At 65.0% G+C, this 21032-nt stretch carries 20 protein-coding genes; 8 read left to right on the top strand and 12 right to left on the bottom strand.

The features are described 5' to 3' along the window. Window positions 1–70: 70 nt before the first annotated feature. Window positions 71–1447: a MocR-like pyridoxine biosynthesis transcription factor PdxR gene (gene pdxR / locus ACXAED_RS05175; RefSeq protein WP_475047385.1), complete on the bottom strand. Its 1377-nt coding sequence runs from the start codon at window positions 1445–1447 to the stop codon at window positions 71–73. 97 nt (window positions 1448–1544) lie between these two features. Here pdxR and ACXAED_RS05170 point away from each other — a divergent pair, with 97 nt between their 5' ends. Beyond that, on the top strand, window positions 1545–2210 hold the full coding sequence (locus ACXAED_RS05170) for a pyridoxamine 5'-phosphate oxidase family protein (protein ID WP_475047383.1): 666 nt from the start codon (window positions 1545–1547) through the stop codon (window positions 2208–2210). Window positions 2211–2240: 30 nt separating this feature from the next. Here ACXAED_RS05170 and ACXAED_RS05165 read toward each other — a convergent pair whose 3' ends face one another. Then, window positions 2241–3662 carry an MORN repeat-containing protein gene (locus tag ACXAED_RS05165; protein WP_475047381.1) on the bottom strand — a complete coding sequence of 474 codons (1422 nt, stop codon included), beginning with the start codon at window positions 3660–3662 and terminating at the stop codon, window positions 2241–2243. A gap of 182 nt (window positions 3663–3844) precedes the next feature. On the opposite strand from ACXAED_RS05165, the gene ACXAED_RS05160 reads away from it, so the two are divergent. Beyond that, entirely contained in the window at window positions 3845–5503 is a 1659-nt protein-coding gene (locus tag ACXAED_RS05160; protein ID WP_475047379.1) for an NAD+ synthase, read from the top strand. A gap of 179 nt (window positions 5504–5682) precedes the next feature. Beyond that, window positions 5683–7014, top strand: a complete 1332-nt coding sequence (locus ACXAED_RS05155; protein WP_475047377.1) for an NAD(P)/FAD-dependent oxidoreductase — start codon at window positions 5683–5685, stop codon at window positions 7012–7014. 10 nt (window positions 7015–7024) lie between these two features. On the opposite strand, the gene ACXAED_RS05150 is transcribed toward ACXAED_RS05155, so the two are convergent. After that, window positions 7025–7957 (bottom strand): MBL fold metallo-hydrolase, encoded by a 933-nt coding sequence (locus ACXAED_RS05150; RefSeq protein WP_475047375.1) that lies wholly within the window; start codon window positions 7955–7957, stop codon window positions 7025–7027. A gap of 107 nt (window positions 7958–8064) precedes the next feature. Between ACXAED_RS05150 and ACXAED_RS05145 the strand changes: the two genes are divergently transcribed. Continuing rightward, the gene (locus ACXAED_RS05145) at window positions 8065–8493 is read left to right on the top strand and encodes a DUF1801 domain-containing protein (RefSeq protein ID WP_475047373.1); all 429 of its coding nucleotides are present in this window, start codon (window positions 8065–8067) and stop codon (window positions 8491–8493) included. A 124-nt stretch (window positions 8494–8617) separates the two neighbouring features. Further along, the gene (gene gltX / locus ACXAED_RS05140; RefSeq protein WP_475047372.1) at window positions 8618–9943 is read left to right on the top strand and encodes a glutamate--tRNA ligase; all 1326 of its coding nucleotides are present in this window, start codon (window positions 8618–8620) and stop codon (window positions 9941–9943) included. A 264-nt stretch (window positions 9944–10207) separates the two neighbouring features. Here gltX and ACXAED_RS05135 read toward each other — a convergent pair whose 3' ends face one another. Next, window positions 10208–11413 (bottom strand): DUF2254 domain-containing protein, encoded by a 1206-nt coding sequence (locus ACXAED_RS05135; protein ID WP_475047370.1) that lies wholly within the window; start codon window positions 11411–11413, stop codon window positions 10208–10210. Next, window positions 11406–11981 carry a gamma-glutamylcyclotransferase family protein gene (locus tag ACXAED_RS05130; RefSeq protein ID WP_475047369.1) on the bottom strand — a complete coding sequence of 192 codons (576 nt, stop codon included), beginning with the start codon at window positions 11979–11981 and terminating at the stop codon, window positions 11406–11408. Before ACXAED_RS05130 ends, ACXAED_RS05135 begins: the two co-directional genes overlap by 8 nt. A 101-nt stretch (window positions 11982–12082) precedes the next feature. On the opposite strand from ACXAED_RS05130, the gene ACXAED_RS05125 reads away from it, so the two are divergent. Next, on the top strand, window positions 12083–12532 hold the full coding sequence (locus ACXAED_RS05125; protein ID WP_475047368.1) for an RrF2 family transcriptional regulator: 450 nt from the start codon (window positions 12083–12085) through the stop codon (window positions 12530–12532). Window positions 12533–12549: 17 nt separating this feature from the next. Here ACXAED_RS05125 and ACXAED_RS05120 read toward each other — a convergent pair whose 3' ends face one another. Further along, a complete protein-coding gene (locus ACXAED_RS05120; protein WP_475047366.1) occupies window positions 12550–15075 on the bottom strand; it encodes an ABC transporter permease in 2526 nt (841 codons plus the stop codon). Further along, window positions 15072–15776: an ABC transporter ATP-binding protein gene (locus tag ACXAED_RS05115; RefSeq protein ID WP_475047364.1), complete on the bottom strand. Its 705-nt coding sequence runs from the start codon at window positions 15774–15776 to the stop codon at window positions 15072–15074. The genes ACXAED_RS05120 and ACXAED_RS05115 overlap by 4 nt, the downstream gene beginning before the upstream one ends. 48 nt (window positions 15777–15824) lie before the next feature. On the opposite strand from ACXAED_RS05115, the gene ACXAED_RS05110 reads away from it, so the two are divergent. Continuing rightward, window positions 15825–16466: an arylesterase gene (locus tag ACXAED_RS05110; RefSeq protein WP_475047363.1), complete on the top strand. Its 642-nt coding sequence runs from the start codon at window positions 15825–15827 to the stop codon at window positions 16464–16466. A gap of 52 nt (window positions 16467–16518) precedes the next feature. Here the strand turns inward: ACXAED_RS05110 and ACXAED_RS05105 are convergent, their stop codons facing one another. After that, the gene (locus ACXAED_RS05105; RefSeq protein WP_008557431.1) at window positions 16519–16728 is read right to left on the bottom strand and encodes a cold-shock protein; all 210 of its coding nucleotides are present in this window, start codon (window positions 16726–16728) and stop codon (window positions 16519–16521) included. A gap of 208 nt (window positions 16729–16936) precedes the next feature. Further along, window positions 16937–17509: a L,D-transpeptidase gene (locus ACXAED_RS05100; protein WP_475047361.1), complete on the bottom strand. Its 573-nt coding sequence runs from the start codon at window positions 17507–17509 to the stop codon at window positions 16937–16939. 167 nt (window positions 17510–17676) lie between these two features. On the opposite strand from ACXAED_RS05100, the gene trxC reads away from it, so the two are divergent. Then, complete coding sequence (gene trxC / locus ACXAED_RS05095) at window positions 17677–18102, top strand: thioredoxin TrxC (protein WP_475047359.1); 426 nt, start codon at window positions 17677–17679, stop codon at window positions 18100–18102. 69 nt (window positions 18103–18171) lie between these two features. Here trxC and ACXAED_RS05090 read toward each other — a convergent pair whose 3' ends face one another. From ACXAED_RS05090 to ettA, 3 genes are all read right to left on the bottom strand, one after another. Further along, window positions 18172–18393 carry a hypothetical protein gene (locus tag ACXAED_RS05090; RefSeq protein ID WP_475047357.1) on the bottom strand — a complete coding sequence of 74 codons (222 nt, stop codon included), beginning with the start codon at window positions 18391–18393 and terminating at the stop codon, window positions 18172–18174. Between the two features lie 165 nt (window positions 18394–18558). Further along, a complete protein-coding gene (locus ACXAED_RS05085; RefSeq protein ID WP_475047356.1) occupies window positions 18559–18780 on the bottom strand; it encodes a hypothetical protein in 222 nt (73 codons plus the stop codon). 390 nt (window positions 18781–19170) lie between these two features. Next, complete coding sequence (ettA, locus tag ACXAED_RS05080; protein ID WP_475047354.1) at window positions 19171–20826, bottom strand: energy-dependent translational throttle protein EttA; 1656 nt, start codon at window positions 20824–20826, stop codon at window positions 19171–19173. Between the last annotated feature and the right edge of the window lie 206 nt (window positions 20827–21032).

Genomic DNA, 21032 nt, shown 5'->3' with positions numbered 1-21032 from the left:
TACAGATGACTTGAAAACCAAGCCTCTCCGGGTCCCCGGGGAGGCTTTTTTGCGGGCGGGGCAGGGGGCTTTAACCGCCGTGTTCCACGATCCGCCGCAGCCTGGCAATCTGGTCGGGCAGGTCCCCGGCGCTTGACTGGCAGAAACCGGTCAGCAGCCCCTGTGAGCGGCCTTCAGGATCGTGCGGCGACAGGGGCTGGACCCCATAACCCGCTTGTGCGGCGCGGCGGCAGATTTGGACGTCCGCCAGCCCGTCCGCCAGATGGAAGGCAACCTGCATCCCGGCGTTGTGCCGCCTGAAATACCCGAGCGTGCCGGGCCACTCTGCCAGCGCATCTGCCGCAGCGGCATAGCGCTCCGCATAATGCCTGCGGGCGCGGCGGATGTGCCGGTCGTACTGGCCGGAGGCCATGAACTCGGCCAGCGGCCGCTGCGCGGTGATTGCGGCGCCGGCGCTGGGCTGGATGAACCCGGCCCGGAACCGCGGCACCAGCGCCGGCGGCAGGATCGCATAACCCAGCCGCAGCGCATGAGAAAACGTCTTGGAGAAGGTGCCGACGTAGATACAGCGCCCCTCCCGGTCCAGCGCTGCCATCGCCGGCACCGGCTGGCCGGCATAGCGGAACTCGCTGTCGAAATCATCCTCGATGATCCAGCCGTCCCGCTCCCCGGCCGCCTGCAGGAAGGCCTGCCGTTGCGGCACTGGCAGGGTGCCGCCCAGCGGAAACTGGTGCGACGGCGTCAGCAGCGTGACCTTGGCCATCTGCCGCGGCACCTCCGCGCCGCGTTCCCCGGCCCGCAGCCAGCGCACCGGCCAGCCGCGCGCCTTGGCAAAGCGCTGCGTCGGGATAAATCCGGGGGCTTCCAGCGCGATATCCTCGTCCTCCACCAGAAAATCCATCGTGAGCTCCAGCGCCTCGCGCGCGCCGCTCGTTACCAGCACCTGATCCGCGCTGCACTCGATCCCGCGCCAGCGCGCGGCATAGGCGGCAATCTCGCGCCGCAGCTCCGGGTCGCCAAAGGAATCCTCCTGATGGCTCAGGCTGAGCGGGTCCATCCGTGCCACACGTGAAACACAGCGCGCCCAGGACCGGGCCGGAAACACCTCAGGGTCCGGCGCGCCGGGCTGCAGCATCCCCGGCGCGGGCGGGACAGCGGCAGGCTGGGGGCGCGGCGGGGCTTCGGGCGGCCGGATCGGTGCCACATCGCAGACAAAGATCCCGGCACCCCGCCGCGCCTCGGCAAAGCCTTCGGCCACCAGCTGCTCATAGGCCGTCACCACGGTGGAGCGCGCCACCCCCAGATCCTGCGCCAGCGCCCGGGATGAGGGCAGCCGGGTGCCGATGGCCAGGCTGCCATCGCTGACCTGGCGGCGCAGCGCGCTGACGATTTGCAGATAGATGGGCTCGGCGCTGCCTTTCGACAGCAGGCCGGAAAGGTCAATCATACTGGACTGCTCTTTTTGTCGGAAACTGGAGGTTAATTACAGTCCAGTTTGCGCATAGCACTCACCGTGACACAACAAGAATTCACGAGGTCCGCCAATGCGCCAGCCCGAAACCGAAACCGCCCTGAAAACAGAGCGCAGCCGCCTGCGCCGCGCCCATGAACGCGGGCTCTATGACCGCGAGACCGTGTACCAGGTGCTCGACGCCATGCCGCTGGCCCATATCGGCTATCAGATCAATGGCGCCACTTCCGTCCTGCCGACGCTGCAATGGCGCGAGGGGGATCATGTCTACTGGCACGGCTCCTCCGCCAGCCGGGCGATCCGGGCGATGGAGGGGGCAGAGGTCTGCCTGACCGTCACCTGCATGGACGGCTACGTGCTGGCCCGTTCGGCGTTTCACCACTCGGTCAACTTCCGCTCCGCGATGCTGTTCGGGGTGGCCGAAAAGGTCACGGATGAGGATGCCAAGGCTGCCAGCCTCAAGGCGATGGTCGACCACATCTTTCCGGGCCGTTGGGACGCGCTGCGGCCCATGACCCGGCAGGAGCTGAAGGCCACGGCCCTCATGCGGATGCCAATCGAGGAGGGCGCTGCCAAGATCCGCTCCGGTGCGCCCAAGGATGACGAGAAGGATTACGCGTTGCCCATCTGGGCGGGCGTGGTGCCGATGGCGATGGAGCTCAAGCCGCCGCAGCCGGATCCTGCCAACATTGAGGGCGTCGCGATGCCGGATCACCTGAGCCGCATCCGCATCGGCTGAAACGAAAAAGGCGCCCCGATCCTGTCCGGCTTACTCTGTCTGGCTGGCGTTCCCGGCCCCGCTGCTGACCAGCGCCCCGTTTTCCCAAGTGCCGTCCGCCTGCTGGCCGCTGGCGTACTTCATCGTGCCGGGCCCTTGGCGCTTGCCGTTGACAAAGCTGCCCTCATAAACGTCGCCGTTGGCATAGGTTGCCACGCCCTCGCCGAAAATTTTGCCCTCACGCCATTCGCCTTCGTAGCTGAAGCCATCGGGCATCACGATTTTGCCCGTGCCCTGCCGCTGGCTGTTTGCAAACTGGCCCGTGTAAACCGACCCGTCGGCATAGGTGACCGTGGCCTCGCCATGGCGCTGCCCGTTCTGCCAGCCGCCGTCATAGCGGTAGCCATCGGCGTAGGTCATTACCCCCTGGCCGTGGTTCTTGGCGTTCTTGAAGCCGCCGGTGTAGGTGATGCCATTGGGATAAGTGGCAGTGCCTTCGCCCTCGATCACCCCGGCAACCCAGTCGCCCTCATAGGTGGACCCGTCGGGATAGGTGATCTTGCCCTTGCCTTCTGCCAGATCGTCGCGGAAATCGCCCTCATAGACCGAACCGTCGGGATAGACCGCCTTGCCCTTGCCCTCAATCTGGCCTTTTACCCATTCGCCGGTGTAGCTGTAGCCGTCCTTTTCGGTGAAGGTGCCGGTGCCGTGGCGCTGATCGTTCAGGAAGTCGCCCGTGTAGACATCGCCATTGGCATATGTCTGCGTGCCGGTGCCGTGGCGGCGGCCCTTTTGCAGCTCGCCTTCGTAAATGTCGCCATTGGGCTGCACCAGGCGGCCGGTGCCGTGCATCTGGCTCGCCATCCATTCGCCTTCGTAGACCAGTCCGTCGGAGGTCTCCAGCCGGCCTTGCCCCTGCAGCTGGCCATCAGCGACACTGCCTTCATAGACGGTGCCTTCGGCATAGGTGATCTTGGCCTGGCCCTGCTGGCGCCCGTCCACCCAGTCGCCGTCATAGGTGTAGCCGTCAGGTGATTTCATCACCCCCTTGCCGTGCCGCTTGCCGTTGGCAAAGCTGCCCTGATAGCGCACGCCGCTGGCATAGGCCGATACTCCGTCGCCATGGATCTGGCCGTCCTGCCATTCACCCTCATAGGTGCTGCCATCGGCGCGGGTCAGCATGCCCAGGCCGTGCGGTTTGCCCTGCGCAAACTCACCCTCATAGACCGAACCGTCCGGGAACCGCGCCACACCCTGGCCGCGCACCTCTCCATCGACCCACTCGCCGGTGTATTCATAGCCGTTCGGCAGCTTGTAGGTGCCGGTGCCATGCTGCAGCCCGTTGCGGAAGGTGCCCTCGTAGACGCCGCCGATCTCATCCTGCGTGGTGATGATCTCCCCCTCCTGGGCCCAGGCCGGAGCGGCCAGTGCCAGGATCGTGGAAAACGCGAGTACGGTGCCGAAACGGGTCATTGAAAACCTCTGCCTGCCCAGAAATTACGGTGCTGCTGCCATATTGGGTTGCTCGCCCGGAAACTAAGCTACCGCAGGCGGGGCCGCAATGTCTTTTCCCCTCCGGCGGGCCCTTGCTCTTTCCCTTGGCCGCCAATCTGGTAAATGGCTGATGGAGGAATTTTGCAAAGGGCTGATGCAGCATGGCAGACCGTTTCCGCGTGACTTTGGCGCAGCTGAACCCCACGGTGGGCGATCTGGCAGGCAACGCCGCCAAGGCCCGTGCCGCCTGGGAGGAAGGCCGCAAGGCCGGCGCCGATCTGGTGGCGCTGCCGGAAATGTTCATCACCGGCTACAACACCCAGGACCTGGTGATGAAGCCGGTCTTCCATCAGGCCGCCATTGCCGAGGTCGAAAAGCTGGCGGCGGATTGTGCCGATGGTCCGGCCCTGGCGATCGGCGGGCCGTGGGTTGAGGGCGGCAGGCTTTACAACGCCTATCTGATCCTGAAGGGCGGCAAGATCGCCTCGCGCAGCCTCAAGCATCATCTGCCGAACGAGACCGTGTTTGACGAAGTCCGCATCTTCGAAGCCGGTCCTTTGGGCGGCCCGTATTCCGTCAGCAACACCCGCATCGGCTCCCCCATCTGCGAGGACGGCTGGCACGAGGACGTGGCGGAGACCCTGGCTGAGACCGGTGCCGAGTTCCTGCTGATCCCCAACGGCTCGCCCTATTTCCGCAACAAGATGGAGGTGCGCTTCAACCACATGGTTGCGCGCGCGGTCGAAACCCATCTGCCGGTGATCTACCTGAACATGGTGGGCGGCCAGGATGACCAGGTCTTTGACGGCGGTTCCTTTGTCCTGAATCCGGGCGGCGCATTGGCGGTTCAAATGCCAGTGTTTGACGAATGCATCGCACAGATCGACCTCATCCGCACCGACGAAGGCTGGCGCGTGGAGGAAGGCGAGAAGGCGCATCTGCCCGACGAATGGGAGCAGGACTACCGGGTGATGGTAGAGTCCTTGCGCGACTACATGGGCAAAACCGGTTTCAAGAAGGTGCTGCTGGGCCTGTCCGGCGGCGTCAACTCAGCAATCGTGGCGGCGATTGCGGTGGACGCGCTGGGGGCGGAGAACGTCCGCTGCGTGATGCTGCCCTCGGAGTATACCAGCCGGGAATTTCTCGACGATGCCGAGGCCGTCGCCAAGGCGCTGGGTGTCCATTACGACTATGTGCCGATCTCGGAAGGCCGCGCTGCGATCACCAATACGCTGGCACCGCTGTTTGCCGGACGTGATGCGGACATCACCGAGGAAAACATCCAGTCCCGCCTGCGCGGCCTGTTGCTGATGGCAATGTCCAACAAGTTCGGCGAGATGCTCCTGACCACCGGCAACAAGTCCGAGGTCGCGGTGGGCTATGCCACCATCTACGGCGACATGAACGGGGGCTACAACCCGATCAAGGATCTTTACAAGACCCGGGTGTTCGAGACCTGCCGCTGGCGCAACGCCAACCACCGCCCCTGGATGAAGGGCCCGGAAGCCGAGGTGATCCGCCCCAACGTGATCGACAAACCGCCTTCGGCTGAACTGCGCGAAGACCAGAAGGACAGCGACAGCCTGCCGGACTACCCGGAGCTGGATGCGATCCTGGAAATCCTGGTCGACCAGGAAGGTTCAATCGCAGATTGCGTCGCCGCCGGATTTGACCGCGACGTTTCCAAGCGGGTCGAGCATCTGCTTTATATCAGCGAATACAAACGCTTCCAGTCCGCACCCGGCGCCCGGCTGACGCCGCGCGCGTTCTGGCTGGACCGCCGCTACCCGATTGTGAACCGCTGGCGCGACCCGACCTGAGGCAAGCGTTAACCCATTGAAGGCGCGGATCTTTTCCGCGCTTTTCTGAATTCGGTAAAGCCCGTCCCGGTGGCGGTAACGCCCTGATATGCGGCGAAAAAAACACAATGGCGGAAAGCGGCGCAATGGGCGTCGCTTGGACGCTGGACCGCCGATTCCGCAGCGGGCATAGAGGCCGCATGCCTGGACCGAGACTGCCTCATTTCCAATCCAATCTTGCCTTGCCCAAGGCCGTCGACGCCGTGGTGATCGGCGGCGGCATCATTGGCGCCGCCACCGCGCTGGAGCTGGCCGAACGCGGCCACTCGGTGCTCTTGTGCGAAAAGGGACAGATCGCGGGCGAGCAGAGCTCGCGCAACTGGGGGTGGGTGCGGATGTCCTGCCGAGACCCCCGGGAAATCCCGCTGATGGCGGAATCGCTGCGTCTCTGGGAGGGACTGGCGGCGCGCACCGGGCAGGAAACCGGGTTCACCCGCTCCGGCATTCTCTACACTGCGGAAACCGCCAAGCGCGAGGCGCAGCTGGAACGCTGGCTGCGCAACCTTGATGGCTGGGGGCAAGGCGCCCGTATGGTGCGCGGGCAGTATCTGGCGCAGCTGATGCCCGGCCATCAGACCAAAACCCGCAGCGCCCTGCTGACACCGATGGACGGGCGGGCCGAGCCGCAGCTGGCCACCCACGCAATCGCCACCGCTGCCCAGGCCGCGGGCGCCAAGATCATGACCGAATGCGCGGTGCGCAGCGTCGAAACCTCGGCCGGGCGCATCAGCGGGGTGATGACGGAACGCGGCCGCGTCGCCTGTTCGGCGGTGGTGGTGGCGGGCGGCGCCTGGTCGCGGCTGTTTCTGGGCAATGCGGGCATTGGCCTGCCGCAGCTCAAGGTGCTGAACTCGGTCCTGCGCACCTCACCGCTGCAGGGCGGGCCGGAAACCGCTGTGCGCACCGGCAACCTGGGCCTGCGCAAGCGGGCCGATGGCGGCTATACCGTCTCGGACGCGTTGGAGAACATGGTCGATATCGTGCCCGACAGCCTCCGTTTGGGCTGGAAATTCCTGCCCAGCCTGCGGCACGAATGGCGCGCGCTGCAGTTCCGCCTGACCAGCCGCTGGCGCGAGGAGGCGGCCCAGGCCCGCCGCTGGCAGCCGCAGCAGACCACCCCGTTCGAGCTGTGCCGGGTGCTGGATCCGGCTCCTTCGCAAAAGGCGCTGAAAAGCGGCTGGGCGGCAGCGCAAAAGGCCTTCCCTGTGCTGCAGGGCGCCGATGTGGTGCAAAGCTGGGGCGGGCTGATCGACGTGACCCCGGATGCAATCCCGGTGATCTCGCAGGCCGACCGCCTGCCGGGCCTGTTCATCGCCACCGGCTTTTCCGGCCACGGGTTTGGCATCGGCCCGGCAGCGGGCAAGCTGGCCGCCGATCTGGTGACCGGCGACAAACCCGTGGTGGACCCGCACGACTTCCGCCTGTCCCGCTTCACCGACGGCAGCAGATACGGCCCGCTCAGCGGCTATTGAACAGCCGCCGTCAGCCCATCAGCTGATAGCTCACCGGCACATAGCGGAAACCCTCGCCGCGGGTTTCGACAAAACCCGCCGCCGGGAACGGCATGTGGTAACCGATCATCGGCAGCTTGTCCGCTGCGAGCATCCCCAGCACCCGGCGGCGCGAGGCACTGGCGGCCTCCGGATCGACATCAAAGCTGAACGCCCAATCAGGCCGGGCAAAGCTCCAGACGTAATGGTTGGCCAGGTCCGCCGTCAGCACCAGCTGGCGGTTGCCGCTCTCCAGCATGTAGCACATATGCCCCGGCGTGTGGCCAAAGCTGGCCATGGCGGTGATCCCCGGCGCCACGCTGGCGCCATCGTCGATGAAGGTGGTCTTTTCTGCCAGAGGGGTCACATTCTTGGACACCAGATCGCCAACCCGGTCGCCGGGTTCCCTTTTGGACCAGAAATTATACTCCTCAGCCCCCGTCACATAGCGGGCATTGGGAAAGGTTGGCGCGCCATCTGTCATCAAGCCGCCGATGTGGTCCGGGTGCATATGGGTGATGACCACAACATTGATCTGATCCGGCGTCACCCCGGCCGCGGCCAGCGCCTTGGCAATGCCGCCATTGCCCAGACCGGTGTCAAACAGCACCAGCTCCGACCCGGTATCCACCAGCGTCGGCGTGAAGTAAAACTGCAGGGTCTCGTCTGAAATGAAATTCTCTGCCGAGACCTGGGCAAATTCCTCATCGCTGGCTGCGGCCCCGAACATCGGTTTCGGCCCCTCCCGCTGCGCCGAGGCATCCAGCAGAGTGGTAACCGGCATTTCTGCCAGTTTGAACGAATGGGCAACCGGCGCTTCGGCTTGGCCGCCGTGGGCGCCCGCCAGCAGCGGCGTGGCAGCACCAGCAAGGGGCAGTGCGGCGGCGCCGGCCAGGGCCGCGCGGCGGGAGAGGGAAACAGTCATGGCATAACCTCCAGTGGAGTTGGACTGGCCTTACCCTAGCGCTCTGGCGGCAGAGGGCTGTAAACAATCCCGTGATGCGGGTTAGGATAGCGGCAGGAGGCCGCGCCATGAGCCAGAACAAAACCGTCCCGACCGGGGCAAGCGTCGAAGCGTTCCTTGCTGGTGTTGAAGCGGCCCGCAAGGCGGCGGAAGCGCATCAGCTGGATGCGCTGTTCCGCCGGGTAACCGGCTATGAGCCGCAGATGTGGGGGCCTTCGATCATCGGCTACGGCCGCTACCACTACCGCTATGCTTCCGGCCGCGAGGGTGACTTTCTCGCCACCGGCTTCTCGCCTCGAAAAGCACGCCATTCGATTTACATCATGCCGGGCTATCAGGACTACGGCGCCATCCTCTCCCGCCTGGGCAAGCACAAGCTGGGCAAAAGCTGCCTCTATGTAAACAAGCTCGCCGATATCGACCTGGACGTCCTGGCCGAACTGATCCGCGCAGGCCTGAAGGACCTGAACGCACTCTGGCCGGTACAGCCTGAATGACTGCCGGGCTTTCATCTCTCCCCAAATACTCGCGCCGCAGGCACGCGCGGAGGCGCGTTAACACTGCCGAAACTGGACAATCCGCCGCCCATGTGACAAGGGGCAAGGCAACAGGAAACTCGTGATGACCACCACCCGTTTTGCCCCGTCGCCGACCGGCTATATCCACGTCGGCAACCTGCGCACCGCGCTGATGAACTATCTGATCGCCCGCAAGGCCGGCGGCACCTTCATCCTGCGCATCGACGACACCGACCCGGAGCGGTCCAAGGAAGAATACGTCGATGCCATCAAGCAGGACCTGGAATGGCTGGGCCTGACCTGGGACAAGGTGGAGCGCCAGTCCGAGCGCCTCGACCGCTATGTCGCCGCCGCCGACAAGCTGCGCGAGATCGGCCGGTTCTACGAGGCGTTTGAGACCCCGACTGAGCTGGACCTGAAGCGCAAGAAACAACTGAACATGGGTAAGCCGCCGGTCTATGACCGCGCCGCGCTGGCACTGTCGGACGAGGAAAAGGCCAAGCTGCGCGCCGAGCGCGGCGACGGCGTCTGGCGCTTCAAGCTGGATCACCAGCGCATCGAGTGGACCGACGGTATCCTGGGCGACATCTCCATCGACGCGGCCTCGGTCTCCGACCCGGTGCTGATCCGCGGCGACGGCCAATTCCTCTACACCCTGGCCTCGGTTGTCGACGACACCGAGATGGGCGTAACTCATGTGGTGCGCGGCTCCGACCACGTGACCAACACCGCCACCCAGATCCAAATCATTGAGGCGCTGGGCGGTTCTGTCCCGTCCTTCGCGCATCACTCGCTGCTGACCGGCCCGCAGGGCGAGGCGCTGTCCAAGCGCCTGGGCACGCTTGCCTTGCGCGACCTGCGCGAAGCTGGAGTGCAGCCGATGGCGCTGCTGAGCCTGATGGCGCGCCTCGGTTCTTCCGATCCGGTCGAGCTGCGCTCGGAGATGGCGGAGCTGATCGACGGCTTCGACATCAACCGCTTTGGCGCAGCGCCGACTAAATTTGACGTCGAGGATCTTTACCCGCTGACCGCCCGCTACCTGCAGTCGCTGCCACTGGAGACCGTGCAAACCCACGTGGACGCGCTGGGTGTTCCGGCAGAGAAACAGGCGGCCTTCTGGGACATGGCCAAGGAAAACATCACCACGCTCAAAGACCTGGCCGGCTGGTGGGAGCTGTGCCGCGACGGTGCCGAACCGCTGGTGGCTGATGAGGACAAGGACTTCATCGCCGAGGCGATGGCGCTGCTGCCCGAAGGCCCCTATGACAGCGAAAGCTGGGGTAAGTGGACCGCTGCGGTCAAGGAAGCCACCGGTCGCAAGGGCAAGGGCCTGTTCATGCCGCTGCGCAAAGCCGTGACCGGCATGGAGCGCGGCCCCGACATGTCGGCGCTGCTGGCGCTGATGGAAAAGGTCCGGGCCCGCGGTTGATCCGTTCCCGGCAAGACGTTCCAGAAGGGCGGAGCCGCGGGTTCCGCCCTTTTTCGTGCAGTCTCGCCAAGGAGTTGGCGTGGTTCTCCCGCCCGCCGGAACTGCATCAAAGATGCATTCCCTGCCGTTGGGCCGCGCGCCGCGCAGATGCGCGGCGCAGCACCGCGCCCCGGCGCGGTGCCATGCCCAACTGAGCAAGGTGCAGCTCGCCTGCGCCTGAACAGGCGGGAGGGCGCGGGATTGCGGCAGAATGCAGGTCCGGCCTCAGCCTGCTGATCCGCCGGGGTGCTCCTGCCCGATATTTTCCCGCATCTCCGCCGCGGCCTTGGCCATTTCCGGGTTGGGGTGGCTCTCCAGCTCCCGCAGCGATTGTTGGACCCATCCCATGACAGAAGGCGAGTTGCTGCCGCAGCGGGCAATCGGAGGATAGGCGCAGCGCAGAAGATGGCGCGCGGTCACCGGCGGAACCTTCACATTCGGGAACTGCGGCTCCCGGGTGCTGCTGGTCTCATCGGCGGGCATGTTCTCCCACAACAGGCGCCCGAGACGGCCCATCACCTCCACCGCGGTGCCCGGATCGTTGATGCCGGGCGACAGCGCCCGCTGGGCCGTCTCCGCAAGCAGGGTGATGCCAAAGGACGGATCCTGATCGAAACTGCGCACATCGCCAATGTCGATCGCCTTGGACGCTGCCTTGCAGAAGTCATTGTCCCCGGCCGTGGCCCAGGCTACCGGCTGGCCGCGCAGGATGTATTCTCCCGGGGCACGTGTCAGGGTGATTTCAGTGCCGGCTTCGTCAGCAAGCTCATCCAGCTGGGCCAGTCCGGCAAAGCGGACGAAGCCGCTGCGGGCGGCCGGGATTTCCACTGCATCGCCCGGAATGCCTCCGCCGCCGGAGCATTGGCCGCCCAGGCAGGGGGTGTTCAGCCGCGCGCGCATGCTGTCGCGGGTGCGAGATTCGATCAGCCGCAGCGTGTGGTCCATGCTGCCCAGCCCCGACAAATGATCGATCCACCGCAGGATCGCGCCGATGATCAGGAACACCACAAGGATGGTAATGGCAAAAACCACCAGCGCGCCTTCGGGCGTGTAATACCGCGCCCGGAACAGGATCACGCCGCTCAGCGAAAAGATGAAGCCGCCCACGAAGGTCGCCAGCACCCGCTGCGTCACGGTATCCTCCAGCAGCAGCCGGTAGACCCGCGGCGTCGCCATCGACGCGGCGGTGCGGTAGGCGCTGACCATGACGTTGAGCGAAAAGGTGGTGACCGCCAGCATGCCCGAAGCGAGGATGGTCAGCACCGGCAGCACCGCTTCGCGTCCGAAGTCTTCACTCAGACTGTCGGGCAGCAGCGGCTTGGCCAGCGGTGCCAGCAGCAGCGCCAGCAGCGAGAGTATGGAAATCAGAACCACCCGGAACCAAAGCTTGCGGGCAATCCGCCTGAGGTACAGGAGACTCTGCTCAATCATGGGCTGAGCTTATCCGGCGCGCTCCGGTTTTGTCGATCAAATCATCGAACAAGGCCAGCTCTGCACGGCTCAGGCGCTGATGGCGCGGATAGCGGGGCGCTGCCCGGTCGTCCAGAACCGGGGCGTCCCAGCCATCGGTCGTCGCGATAAAATCATGCACGCCTTCCTCGCCGAACACCTGCAGGTAACCCTGCAGCACCACATCCAGATAGCTCAGCAGGATCGGATGCTGCTCGGTGACGCCATTCCGCTTGTCCGCGGCAACGGCATAAACGGAAACTTCGGGTGAGACATCCAGCCCGTGCTGCACCTTGTCCGAGGCGGGCAGCCGCTCATAGGCGAACTCGCGTTCATCCAGCGCCGCCCAGTCGGCGCCCGGCACCTCTGCAATCAGCCCGCCGATTGTGCTGGCGGCGCAGGGCACTGCCGACAGAAACGCCACCTCGCGCAGGTCCGTATGCACCCAGGCGCGCCGCCAGCCGCGCAGCCGGGCAGGCTGTGCACCGCCGTAGCCATGCGTCGCAGCGTTCACCAGGCTGCCGTAGCCAAAGAAGTATGGAGCCGTCATTCGCCGCGCCTTTCTGCCGCAATTCCGGTTATTGATGTATGTCAAACCGCTTTTTCGGCTGTTGTGCAATAAGCGATGCACCATAGCTGCGGGAGCGACCCATGCGCATTACCAAAAGGACCAACATTGCCGTGCGGCTGCTGATGTATTGCGCCGCGCATGAAGACCGCCTGGTGACCAAGGCCGAGATTGCCGAATGCTGCAACATCTCGGAAAACCACTTGGCGCAGGTTATCAACCAGCTGAGCCAGCTTGGCTATCTGTCCACCCAGCGCGGCCGCAACGGCGGCATGAACCTCGGCAAACCCGCGGCAGAGATCCGGATCGGCGACGTGTTCCGGGATGTCGAAGGCAACCTGCCGATGGTCGAATGCTTTGCCGATGCCGACAACACCTGCCCGCTGTCGGATGCCTGCCGCCTCAAGGTGGCGCTGGCGGACGCAGCACAGGCCTTCTACGCCTCGCTCGATGACATTTCCCTGGAGTTGCTGGTCTGCGACAACCACGACCTGCTGCGGATTCTGCAGCCGGTGTCCTGCGGCGCCCGCTGAGGCCGCCGCAGCCCTGATCATTCGCGGGCCCGCAGGATGCGGGCCGGTTTGGCGGCCAGCGGCCGCAGCGCAAAGGCCAGCCCGGCCAGCAGCGTGGTCAGCACCCCGCCCGAAATGACCATCAGCGCATTCGGCCAGATCACCGTGTATCCCGTCTCGAACACATAGGCGTTGATGGCCCAGGCTCCGGCGATGCCGGCCGCCAGCGCCACCAGCCCGGCTGCTGCGCCCAGCAGGGCCGAGCGCAGCGCAAAGCTCAGCAGGATCTGCTTGCGCGGGGCGCCCAGCGTTTTCAGCAGCGCGGCTTCATACCGCCGCGCAGGCTCCCCGGCAGCCGCGGTTCCCAAAAGCACCAGAAACCCGGTCAGCAGCGTCGCTGCGGCGCCATAGGCGGTGGCGGCAGCCAGCTGGCGCAGGATATCCGACACCCTGTCGATGGCATCGCGCATCCGGATTGCGGTGATATTCGGCATCTCCCGCGCCAGATCGCGCAGGATCGCCGCCTCTGCCTGCTCCTCGGCATAGACGGTGGCGATGAAACTGTGCGGCGCACCGGCCAGCGCGGCCTCGTTCAGCACCATCACAAAGCCCATGCCCGCGGTGGAGAAATCCACGTTGCGGAAGCTGGTGATGGTGCCGGTGATATCGCGGCCCAGAATGTTCAGCGTCAGCGTGTCGCCCAGCTTGAGTCCCAGTTCCTCGGCCTCCTCGGCGGCAAAACTGATTTGCGGATCACCCGAAAAATCCTCAGCCCACCACGTGCCGGCGGTGACCTCGGTGCTCTCCGGCCGGGCCGCGGCATAGGTAATGCCCCGGTCGCCGCGCACCACCCAATGGTCGCCCGCAACCTCGGTGGCAGGCTGGCCGTTGATCCGGGTCAGCACGCCGCGCAGCATCGGCGCGTTTTCCACCCGGGTCACGGCGGGGTCATTCTCCACCCGTTCCAGGAAGCTGGGCATCTGGCTGCGCTGAATATCGACAAAGAAATAGGAGGGCGCCACATCCGGCAGGTTGCCGGCAATCGCCCGGCGCATGTTGCCGTCGATCTGGCCGATGGCCGCCAGCACCGTCAGCCCCAGCCCCAGCGCCAGCACCGCGGGCACCGCGCCGTCGCGCGCGCTGCCGATGGACGACAGCGCCCACCGCAGGGCAGGGCGCCCGCGCGACGCCCCGGTGCCGCGGCGCGCCGCAAAGCCGATCCCCAGCGCGGCAACCAGCAGCACCAGGAGCGCCCCCATCAGCCCGCCTGCGGTCCACAGCGTCAGCTGCGCCGAGCCGCTGAACCACGCCGCCAGCCCCACCAGCGCCGCCAGCGCCAGCGCGGTTGCCAGCAAATAGCGCGGTGCGGGCAGCCGGGTACGACTGGCAAAGGCATCCCGGAACAAGGAGGCCGCGCGGATCCGCTCCGCCCGGGCCAAGGGCCAAAGCGCAAAGATGAAGGCGGTCAGCACACCATAGACGGCGGCCTCTGCCAGGGCAGACGGATAAAGCGAAAACACCGCCGGAAACGGCAGCTGCGCCGCAATCAGCGGCCCCAGCAGCATCGGCCCCACGCCCCCTAGCACCAGCCCGAAGCCGACTCCGATCAGCGTCAGCGCACCGATCTGCAGAAAGTAGGTGAGGAAGATCGTCTGCCGCTCCGCCCCCAGCGTGCGCAGGGTGGCGATGGTCGCGGTCTTGGTGGCCAGATAGGCCCGCACGGCGGCAGAAACACCGACCCCGCCCACTGCCAGCCCCGACAGGCCCACAAGCACCAGGAACCCGCCCAGCCGCTCGACAAAGGTGGTGATCCCCGGCGCGCCGTTCCTGGCATCGCGCCAGCGCATGCCGGTTGTTTCAAACAGCCCCTCGGCCTCCGCCTGCAGGGCGGCCAGATCGCTGCCCGGCGGCAGTTCCATCCGGTATTTGGTGTCAAACAGCGTGCCCGGCTCCAGCAGGCCGGACCCGGCCAGATCCTCAGTCCGGACCATGGTGCGCGGCCCGAGCTCAAAACCGGAGGCCGCGGCATCGGGTTCCAGCGCGATCATCGCCATCAGGGTGAAGTCCTGGGTGCCCAGCCGGAAGATGTCGCCTGGCTGCAGGCCCAGACGGTCGGCCAGCACCCGGTCCATCACCGCTCCCGGCAAGCCTTCTGCGCCCGCCAGCGCCGTCTCCAGCGGCATGTCAGGGGTCAGCTTCATCTGCCCCTTCAACGGGTAGAGACCGTCCACAGCCTTCACCTGGGTCAGGCCGCGTTCCTCTCCCACCGTGGCCATGGAGCGGAATTCGGCAATCCCGGAATAGCGGACCGCCGTCCGCTCCACCCAGGCAAGCTCATCCTCATTGGCAAACCGGTAGGTGAAATTCAGCTCCGCATCGCCGCCCAGAATTGTCGCGCCCTCGCGCTCCAACCCGGTTTCGATGGAGGCGCGGATCGAGCCGATGGCAGCGATCACCCCAACCCCCAGCGCCAGGCAGGCCAGGAAAATGCGAAACCCTTTCAAACCGCCGCGCAGCTCCCGCAGGGCAAAGCGCCAGGCCAGGCGGAGGGCGGAACCGCTCATTCCGCCGCCTCGCGCGCGGCGTCTCCGTCAACGCGGCCGTCGCGCAGCCGGACCACCCGGTCGCAGCGTGCCGCCAGCTCCGGCGCGTGGGTGACCATCACCAGCGTCGCGCCATAGCGGTCCCGCAGGCCGAACAGCAGGTCCATCACCGCCTCGCCATTGGCCTCATCCAGGTTGCCGGTCGGCTCATCCGCCAGCAGGATCGCAGGCCGCGGCGCCAGGGCACGCGCCAGCGCCACCCGCTGCTGCTCGCCGCCGGACATCTGCGCCGGGAAGTGACCGGCCCGGTGGCCCAGGCCCACAGCCTCCAGCTCCGCCTGGGCGCGGTCAAAGGCGTCCTTCACCCCCGCCAGCTCCAGCGGCGTCGCCACATTCTCCAGCGCGGTCATGGTCGGGATTAGGTGAAAGCTTTGAAACACCACACCCATGTTATTGCGGCGGAACCGCGCCAGCGCGTCCTCATCCATTGCGGTCAGATCCGCACCCAGGGCCGTCACCCGGCCGCCGGTCGCCTGCTCCAGCCCGCCCATCAGCATCAACAGCGACGACTTGCCGGACCCGGACGGCCCCACCAGTCCCAAAGTCTCCCCCTGCCGCACGTCCAGCGAGATACCGTGCAAAATCTCTACCGGGCCGGTATTGCTATTCAGGGTCAAACTCGCATCTAAAAGATGAAGAACGGGGCTGTTTTTCTGGGTCATCGGGCCTGCCTGTTGGATCCACCTTTCGGATATGGAGTGTTTGCCGCGATGCGCAAGATACTGGCACTGTTGAGTTTGCTGCTTTTTTCGGGCACCGCATGGGCCGAACCGCTGCGGATCACCGCGCTTGGCGACAGTCTGGTGCAGGGCTACGGGCTGCCGCAGGGCCAGGGGCTGGTGCCGCAGCTTGAGCGCTGGCTGAACGAAAACGGCGCCGAAGTTGTCCTGCAAAATGCCGGGGTCTCCGGTGACACAACCGCGGGCGGGGCCGAGCGGGCAGAGTGGACGCTGTCGGACAATCCCGACGGGCTGATCGTGCTATTGGGCGGCAACGACCTGTTGCGCGGGCTGGCGCCGGAGGAGGCGCGCGCCAACCTGAGCCGCATTCTGCAGACTGCCAGGGACCAGGACATCGAGGTCCTGCTGGTCGGCATGAAGGCGCCGCGCAACTACGGGCCGGATTACAAGCAGGCATTTGACGCGATCTACCCGGAGCTGGCGGCAGAGTTTGGCGCGGTGCTGCATCCGGACGCCTTCGCGGGCATGGCCGCGGAAGCGGGCGAAGATCCGGCGGCGGCGCAGGGGCTGATGCAGGACGACGGCATCCACCCCAACGCCGAAGGCGTTGCGCTGAATGCGGCAGCCATCGGGCCGGCGGCCCTGCAGCTGATCGAGGCGATCGGCGAGTGAAAACAGCCCTTTCAGTCAGGGCTGCTTCGAAATCTCATTTCAGATCAGAGGATCAGGAAACCAGCGCGATATCCACTGCGGATTCACGGCCATCCCGGCCCGCGCGCAGCTCATAGGTCACTTTCTGATTATCCGCCAGGCCGGTCAGCCCGGAACGTTCAACAGCGGAAATATGGACAAAAATGTCCTTGCCGCCGTCTTCGGGTGCAATAAAGCCATAGCCTTTGGTGGTGTTGAACCATTTGACGGTGCCAGTGGCCATCGTCGTGTACTCCTAAGTCGTCTTCAGTTCTCTGCCCGCTTATGCGGCAGCCCGGCAAGTTTTGCGGATGATCATGACCGCGCCGGGTGAGGTACAGTGATGGCATTCGCGTAACATCGCCGTGACAGAATTGGGTGCGAATCCCCTCTGGTGCAAGAAAAATGCTGTGTGATCCGGGGTTTTGCGGCAAAATCCCGCAGAGCGGCGGCTAGAGCACCGTCACAACCGTGCCCAGCGGCACCCGTTCGTACAGGTCGACCACATGTTCGTTCATCATCCGGATACAGCCGTTTGACACCGAATGGCCGATGGTTTGCGGCTGGTTGGTGCCGTGGATGCGGAAATAGGTGTCGATGCCGTTCTGAAACAGGTACAGCGCCCGCGCGCCCAGCGGATTGTCCGGCCCGCCCGGCTGGATGTACTCGTTGTCGATGAATTTCGCATAGGCCCTGGGATCGCGCTCGATCATCTCGTCGGTGGGGCGCCAGGTCGGCCAGACCTTCTTGCGTTCGATGACCGCTTGGCCGGTGAACTCCAGCCCGGCCTTGCCGACGCCCACGCCATAGCGGATCGCCTTGCGCTTATCGGTCACCAGATACAGGTAATAGGACCGCGGCAGCACCAGGATCTGGCCCGGGGCGAAATCCTTCTTGATCCTCACTTCCTGCGGCACCGGGTCAAACACCACTGGGTCTTTCTTGCGTGCGAGCGCAGGCAGCGGCAGCAAAGAGGCCGCGGCAGCCGCAGTGCCCGTGCTCAGAATCTTCCGGCGTGAAATCATGGCCATACCCCTGAACGTCTGTTGCATCTCTCCTTATCTTCCGGCGCGAACCGCGACCGGTCAACGGGTTTCCGCAGCCCGGGCCGCAAGTGTTGCATGCGGCGCCTTGCACAGGGGCGCAGGGCGTCTATATCCGGATCTGTGCGACTGATCGAGGAGGCGATGGAATGGGAGCCAAGACCCTGACCTGCCTGTCCTGTGCCCAGCTGAACCGGGTGCCGGAGGACAAGCTGGGCCGCGGCCCGAAATGCGCCACCTGCGGCGCGGCGCTGCTGCCGGGCAGGCCGGTAGATGTGGATCCTGCCATCCTGCAAAAGGCTGTCCGGAACGATGATTTGCCGCTGGTGGCAGATTTCTGGGCACCTTGGTGCGGGCCCTGCCGCTCCATGGCGCCGGAGTTCGCCAAGGCGGCCAAGGCGCTGGACGGCCGGGCCAGGCTGGTCAAGCTCAATACCCAGGATCATGCGTCCGCCGGCGCCCGCTACCGGATCCGAGGCATTCCCACTTTGATCGCCTTCGAGCGCGGCAAGGAGAAAAAGCGCCAGTCGGGCGTGATGCGGCAGAGCCAGATCACTGGCTGGCTGCGCAGTTAAGCAGCGGGCCGCTTGCTTCCGGCACGGCCCTCTTGCGGAGATAGCAGGCGCACCCCCCGCGGTTGCGGGTTATTCGGCGTACAGCAGGTCTCCAGACTGTGCTGATTGCTGCTGGTCTTCCCGGCGGGCGCTGCTCATGAACAAATAGGCGACCAGGATCAGACACAAGAGCGCAGCGGTAAAGGGGTAGAGCAAGACCGCGACCCAGGCAGGCCAGCCTGCAAGCAGCACAGCCGAAAGCATCAAGCCCAAACCGCTGATTGCTCCGAAAACTGAACTTACCCAAGCCATGCCATCGCTCCTATGCTCGCTCAACGCCTACTAAAGGTAGAAACCGGCGAGGCGCGAAACAACTGCGCAAAAGACTGAAGCGGCTGTCATATAAGTAGAATTTTAGCGGCCGGCTACGCCTTTGGTGGTAGTGCGGCGCTCCGCCGCCTGGCCGTTCCCGCCGTTTCAGGCGGTGGCTGTATCCGCCATTCCGGCATCCAACCGGCCCTCAGGACCGTCTGTGGGACCGCGCCAGGCCAGCAAGGCCGTCGTCAAAAGCGCCACAGCCGTCCCGGCCCCCGTATACACCAGCAGGCTGAGCCAAAGCGGCAGGCCGAGTGCCGAGTACCCAAGAACCGATGCGAACAGCCCCGCGATCATTCCAAGGAAAATGCCTGCCCAAGCCATAATGCCTCCTGTTCTGCTGCGCGGGCCGGACCTTGATGGTCCGGTTGCAACCGCTTGCTTGCACACCACCCTGCAGGAGAAAGTGTTCAAAAGGGGTTAACAAAATAAGCTTCCACTGCGCCTGCTCAGAATGAACCGGCTGATCCTGGCCGCCTGACGCGATGGTAGCGAAGAGTTCCGAGAACACGAAACAGAGGATCAAAGCAATTTTAGCGATCTGCCCTTATGGAGCGTGGCGCGCATCGGCCTGGCCTGCGCTTTGTGTGGCAGAATAGATTTCAAGGCGGACGCCGTAATTCGAAAATTCAGCGCTGCTGCCGGCTTCTTCAGCATAAACAGGAAGGGCGGCCGACAAAACCGCCCTCCCAAGAAGTCACCGTTATCGCACGGTTACCGCACAAATTTCTTGTGCTTCAGGCGCTTGGGCTCCAGCGCGTCGGGACCCAGGCGGCGCTTCTTGTCCTCTTCGTAGTCCTCGAAGTTGCCCTCGAACCATTCCACATGCGCATCGCCCTCGAAGGCCAGGATGTGGGTGCAGATCCGGTCGAGGAAGAAACGGTCGTGCGAGATCACCACGGCGCAGCCGGCGAAATCGACCAGCGCGTCTTCCAGCGCCCGCAGGGTTTCCACGTCCAGGTCGTTGGTCGGTTCGTCGAGCAGCAGCACGTTGCCGCCCTCTTTCAGCAGCCGCGCCATGTGGACCCGGTTGCGTTCACCGCCCGACAGCAGCGACAGTTTCTTCTGCTGGTCGCCGCCCTTGAAGTTGAAGGAGGAGCAATAGGCGCGGGAATTGACCTGCGCGTCGCCCAGCTCGATGATCTCGGCACCGCCGGAGATCGCCTCCCACACGGTGTCATTGTCGTTCAGGTCATCGCGCGACTGGTCGACATAGGACAGCTTCACGGTGTCGCCGTACTCGACCGAGCCCTCATCGGGCTGCTCCTGGCCGGTCAGCATCTTGAACAGGGTCGATTTACCGGCGCCGTTGGGGCCGATCACGCCGACGATGCCGCCCGGCGGCAGCGAGAAGTCGAGGCCTTCGATCAGCTGCTTGTCGCCATAGTGCTTGGCCAGGCCATTGACTTCGATCACCTTGGAACCCAGGCGCGGGCCGTTCGGAATGACGATCTGGGCGCGGCCGACCTTTTCGCGTTCGGACTGGCTGGCCATCTCGTTATAGGCCTGGATACGCGCCTTGGACTTCGCCTGGCGGGCTTTCTGGCCCTGGCGCATCCATTCCAGCTCGCGCTCCAGCGTCTTCTGCTTGGCCTTGTCCTCGCGGGCTTCCTGCTCCAGCCGCTTGGCCTTCTGCTCCAGCCAAGCGGAATAGTTGCCCTCGTAGGGAATGCCGCGGCCGCGGTCGAGCTCCAGAATCCAGCCGGTGATGTCATCCAGGAAGTAACGGTCGTGGGTGACGCACAGGATGGTGCCCTTGTAGTCGATCAGGTGCTGCTGCAGCCAGGCGATGGTTTCGGCATCCAGGTGGTTGGTCGGTTCGTCGAGGAGCAGCATGTCGGGCGCTTCCAGCAACAGCTTGCACAGCGCCACGCGGCGGCGCTCACCGCCCGACAGGTTGGCGGGCATCGCGTCATCCGGCGGGCAGCGCAGCGCCTCCATCGAGACGTCGACTTGGCTGTCCAGATCCCACAGGTTCTGAGCGTCGATCTCGTCCTGCAGCTTGGCCATCTCCTCGGCGGTCTCGTCCGAGTAGTTCATCGCCAGCTCGTTGTAGCGGTCCAGGATGTCCTTCTTGGCCTGAACGCCCAGCATGACGTTCTCGCGAACGGTGAGGTTCTCGTCCAGCTGCGGCTCCTGCGGCAGATAGCCGACCTTGGCGCCCTCGGCCGCCCAGGCCTCGCCGGTGTAATCCTTGTCGAGGCCGGCCATGATCTTCATGAGGGTGGACTTACCGGCGCCGTTGACGCCGACCACACCGATCTTCACGCCGGGCAGGAAGGAGAGGTGGATGTTTTCAAAGCATTTCTTGCCACCCGGGTAGGTCTTGGAGACACCCTGCATGTGGTAGACGTACTGGTAGGAGGCCATCTGATTGCTCCGTTAAGGGGGAAATTTGCTGGCGGGAGTGATAGCCGAAGGGCGCAGGCGGGGCAATGAGGGATACAGCGCGCCGGGCAATGTGCCCGGACCGCACAAAGGGCGCCCGCAGCCTGCCCTTGCCCGACTCACCCCTTCGGGCGCAGACTGTAGGGCACCAGAAACACGAGGGCGCCCCGGATTGCCGTTTGCCGCGC

The sequence above is a fragment of the Leisingera sp. ABM4_103 genome, assembly GCF_056158685.1.
Note: the sequence above shows the minus strand (reverse complement) of the source record. Positions and strands in the feature narration are given on the sequence as shown.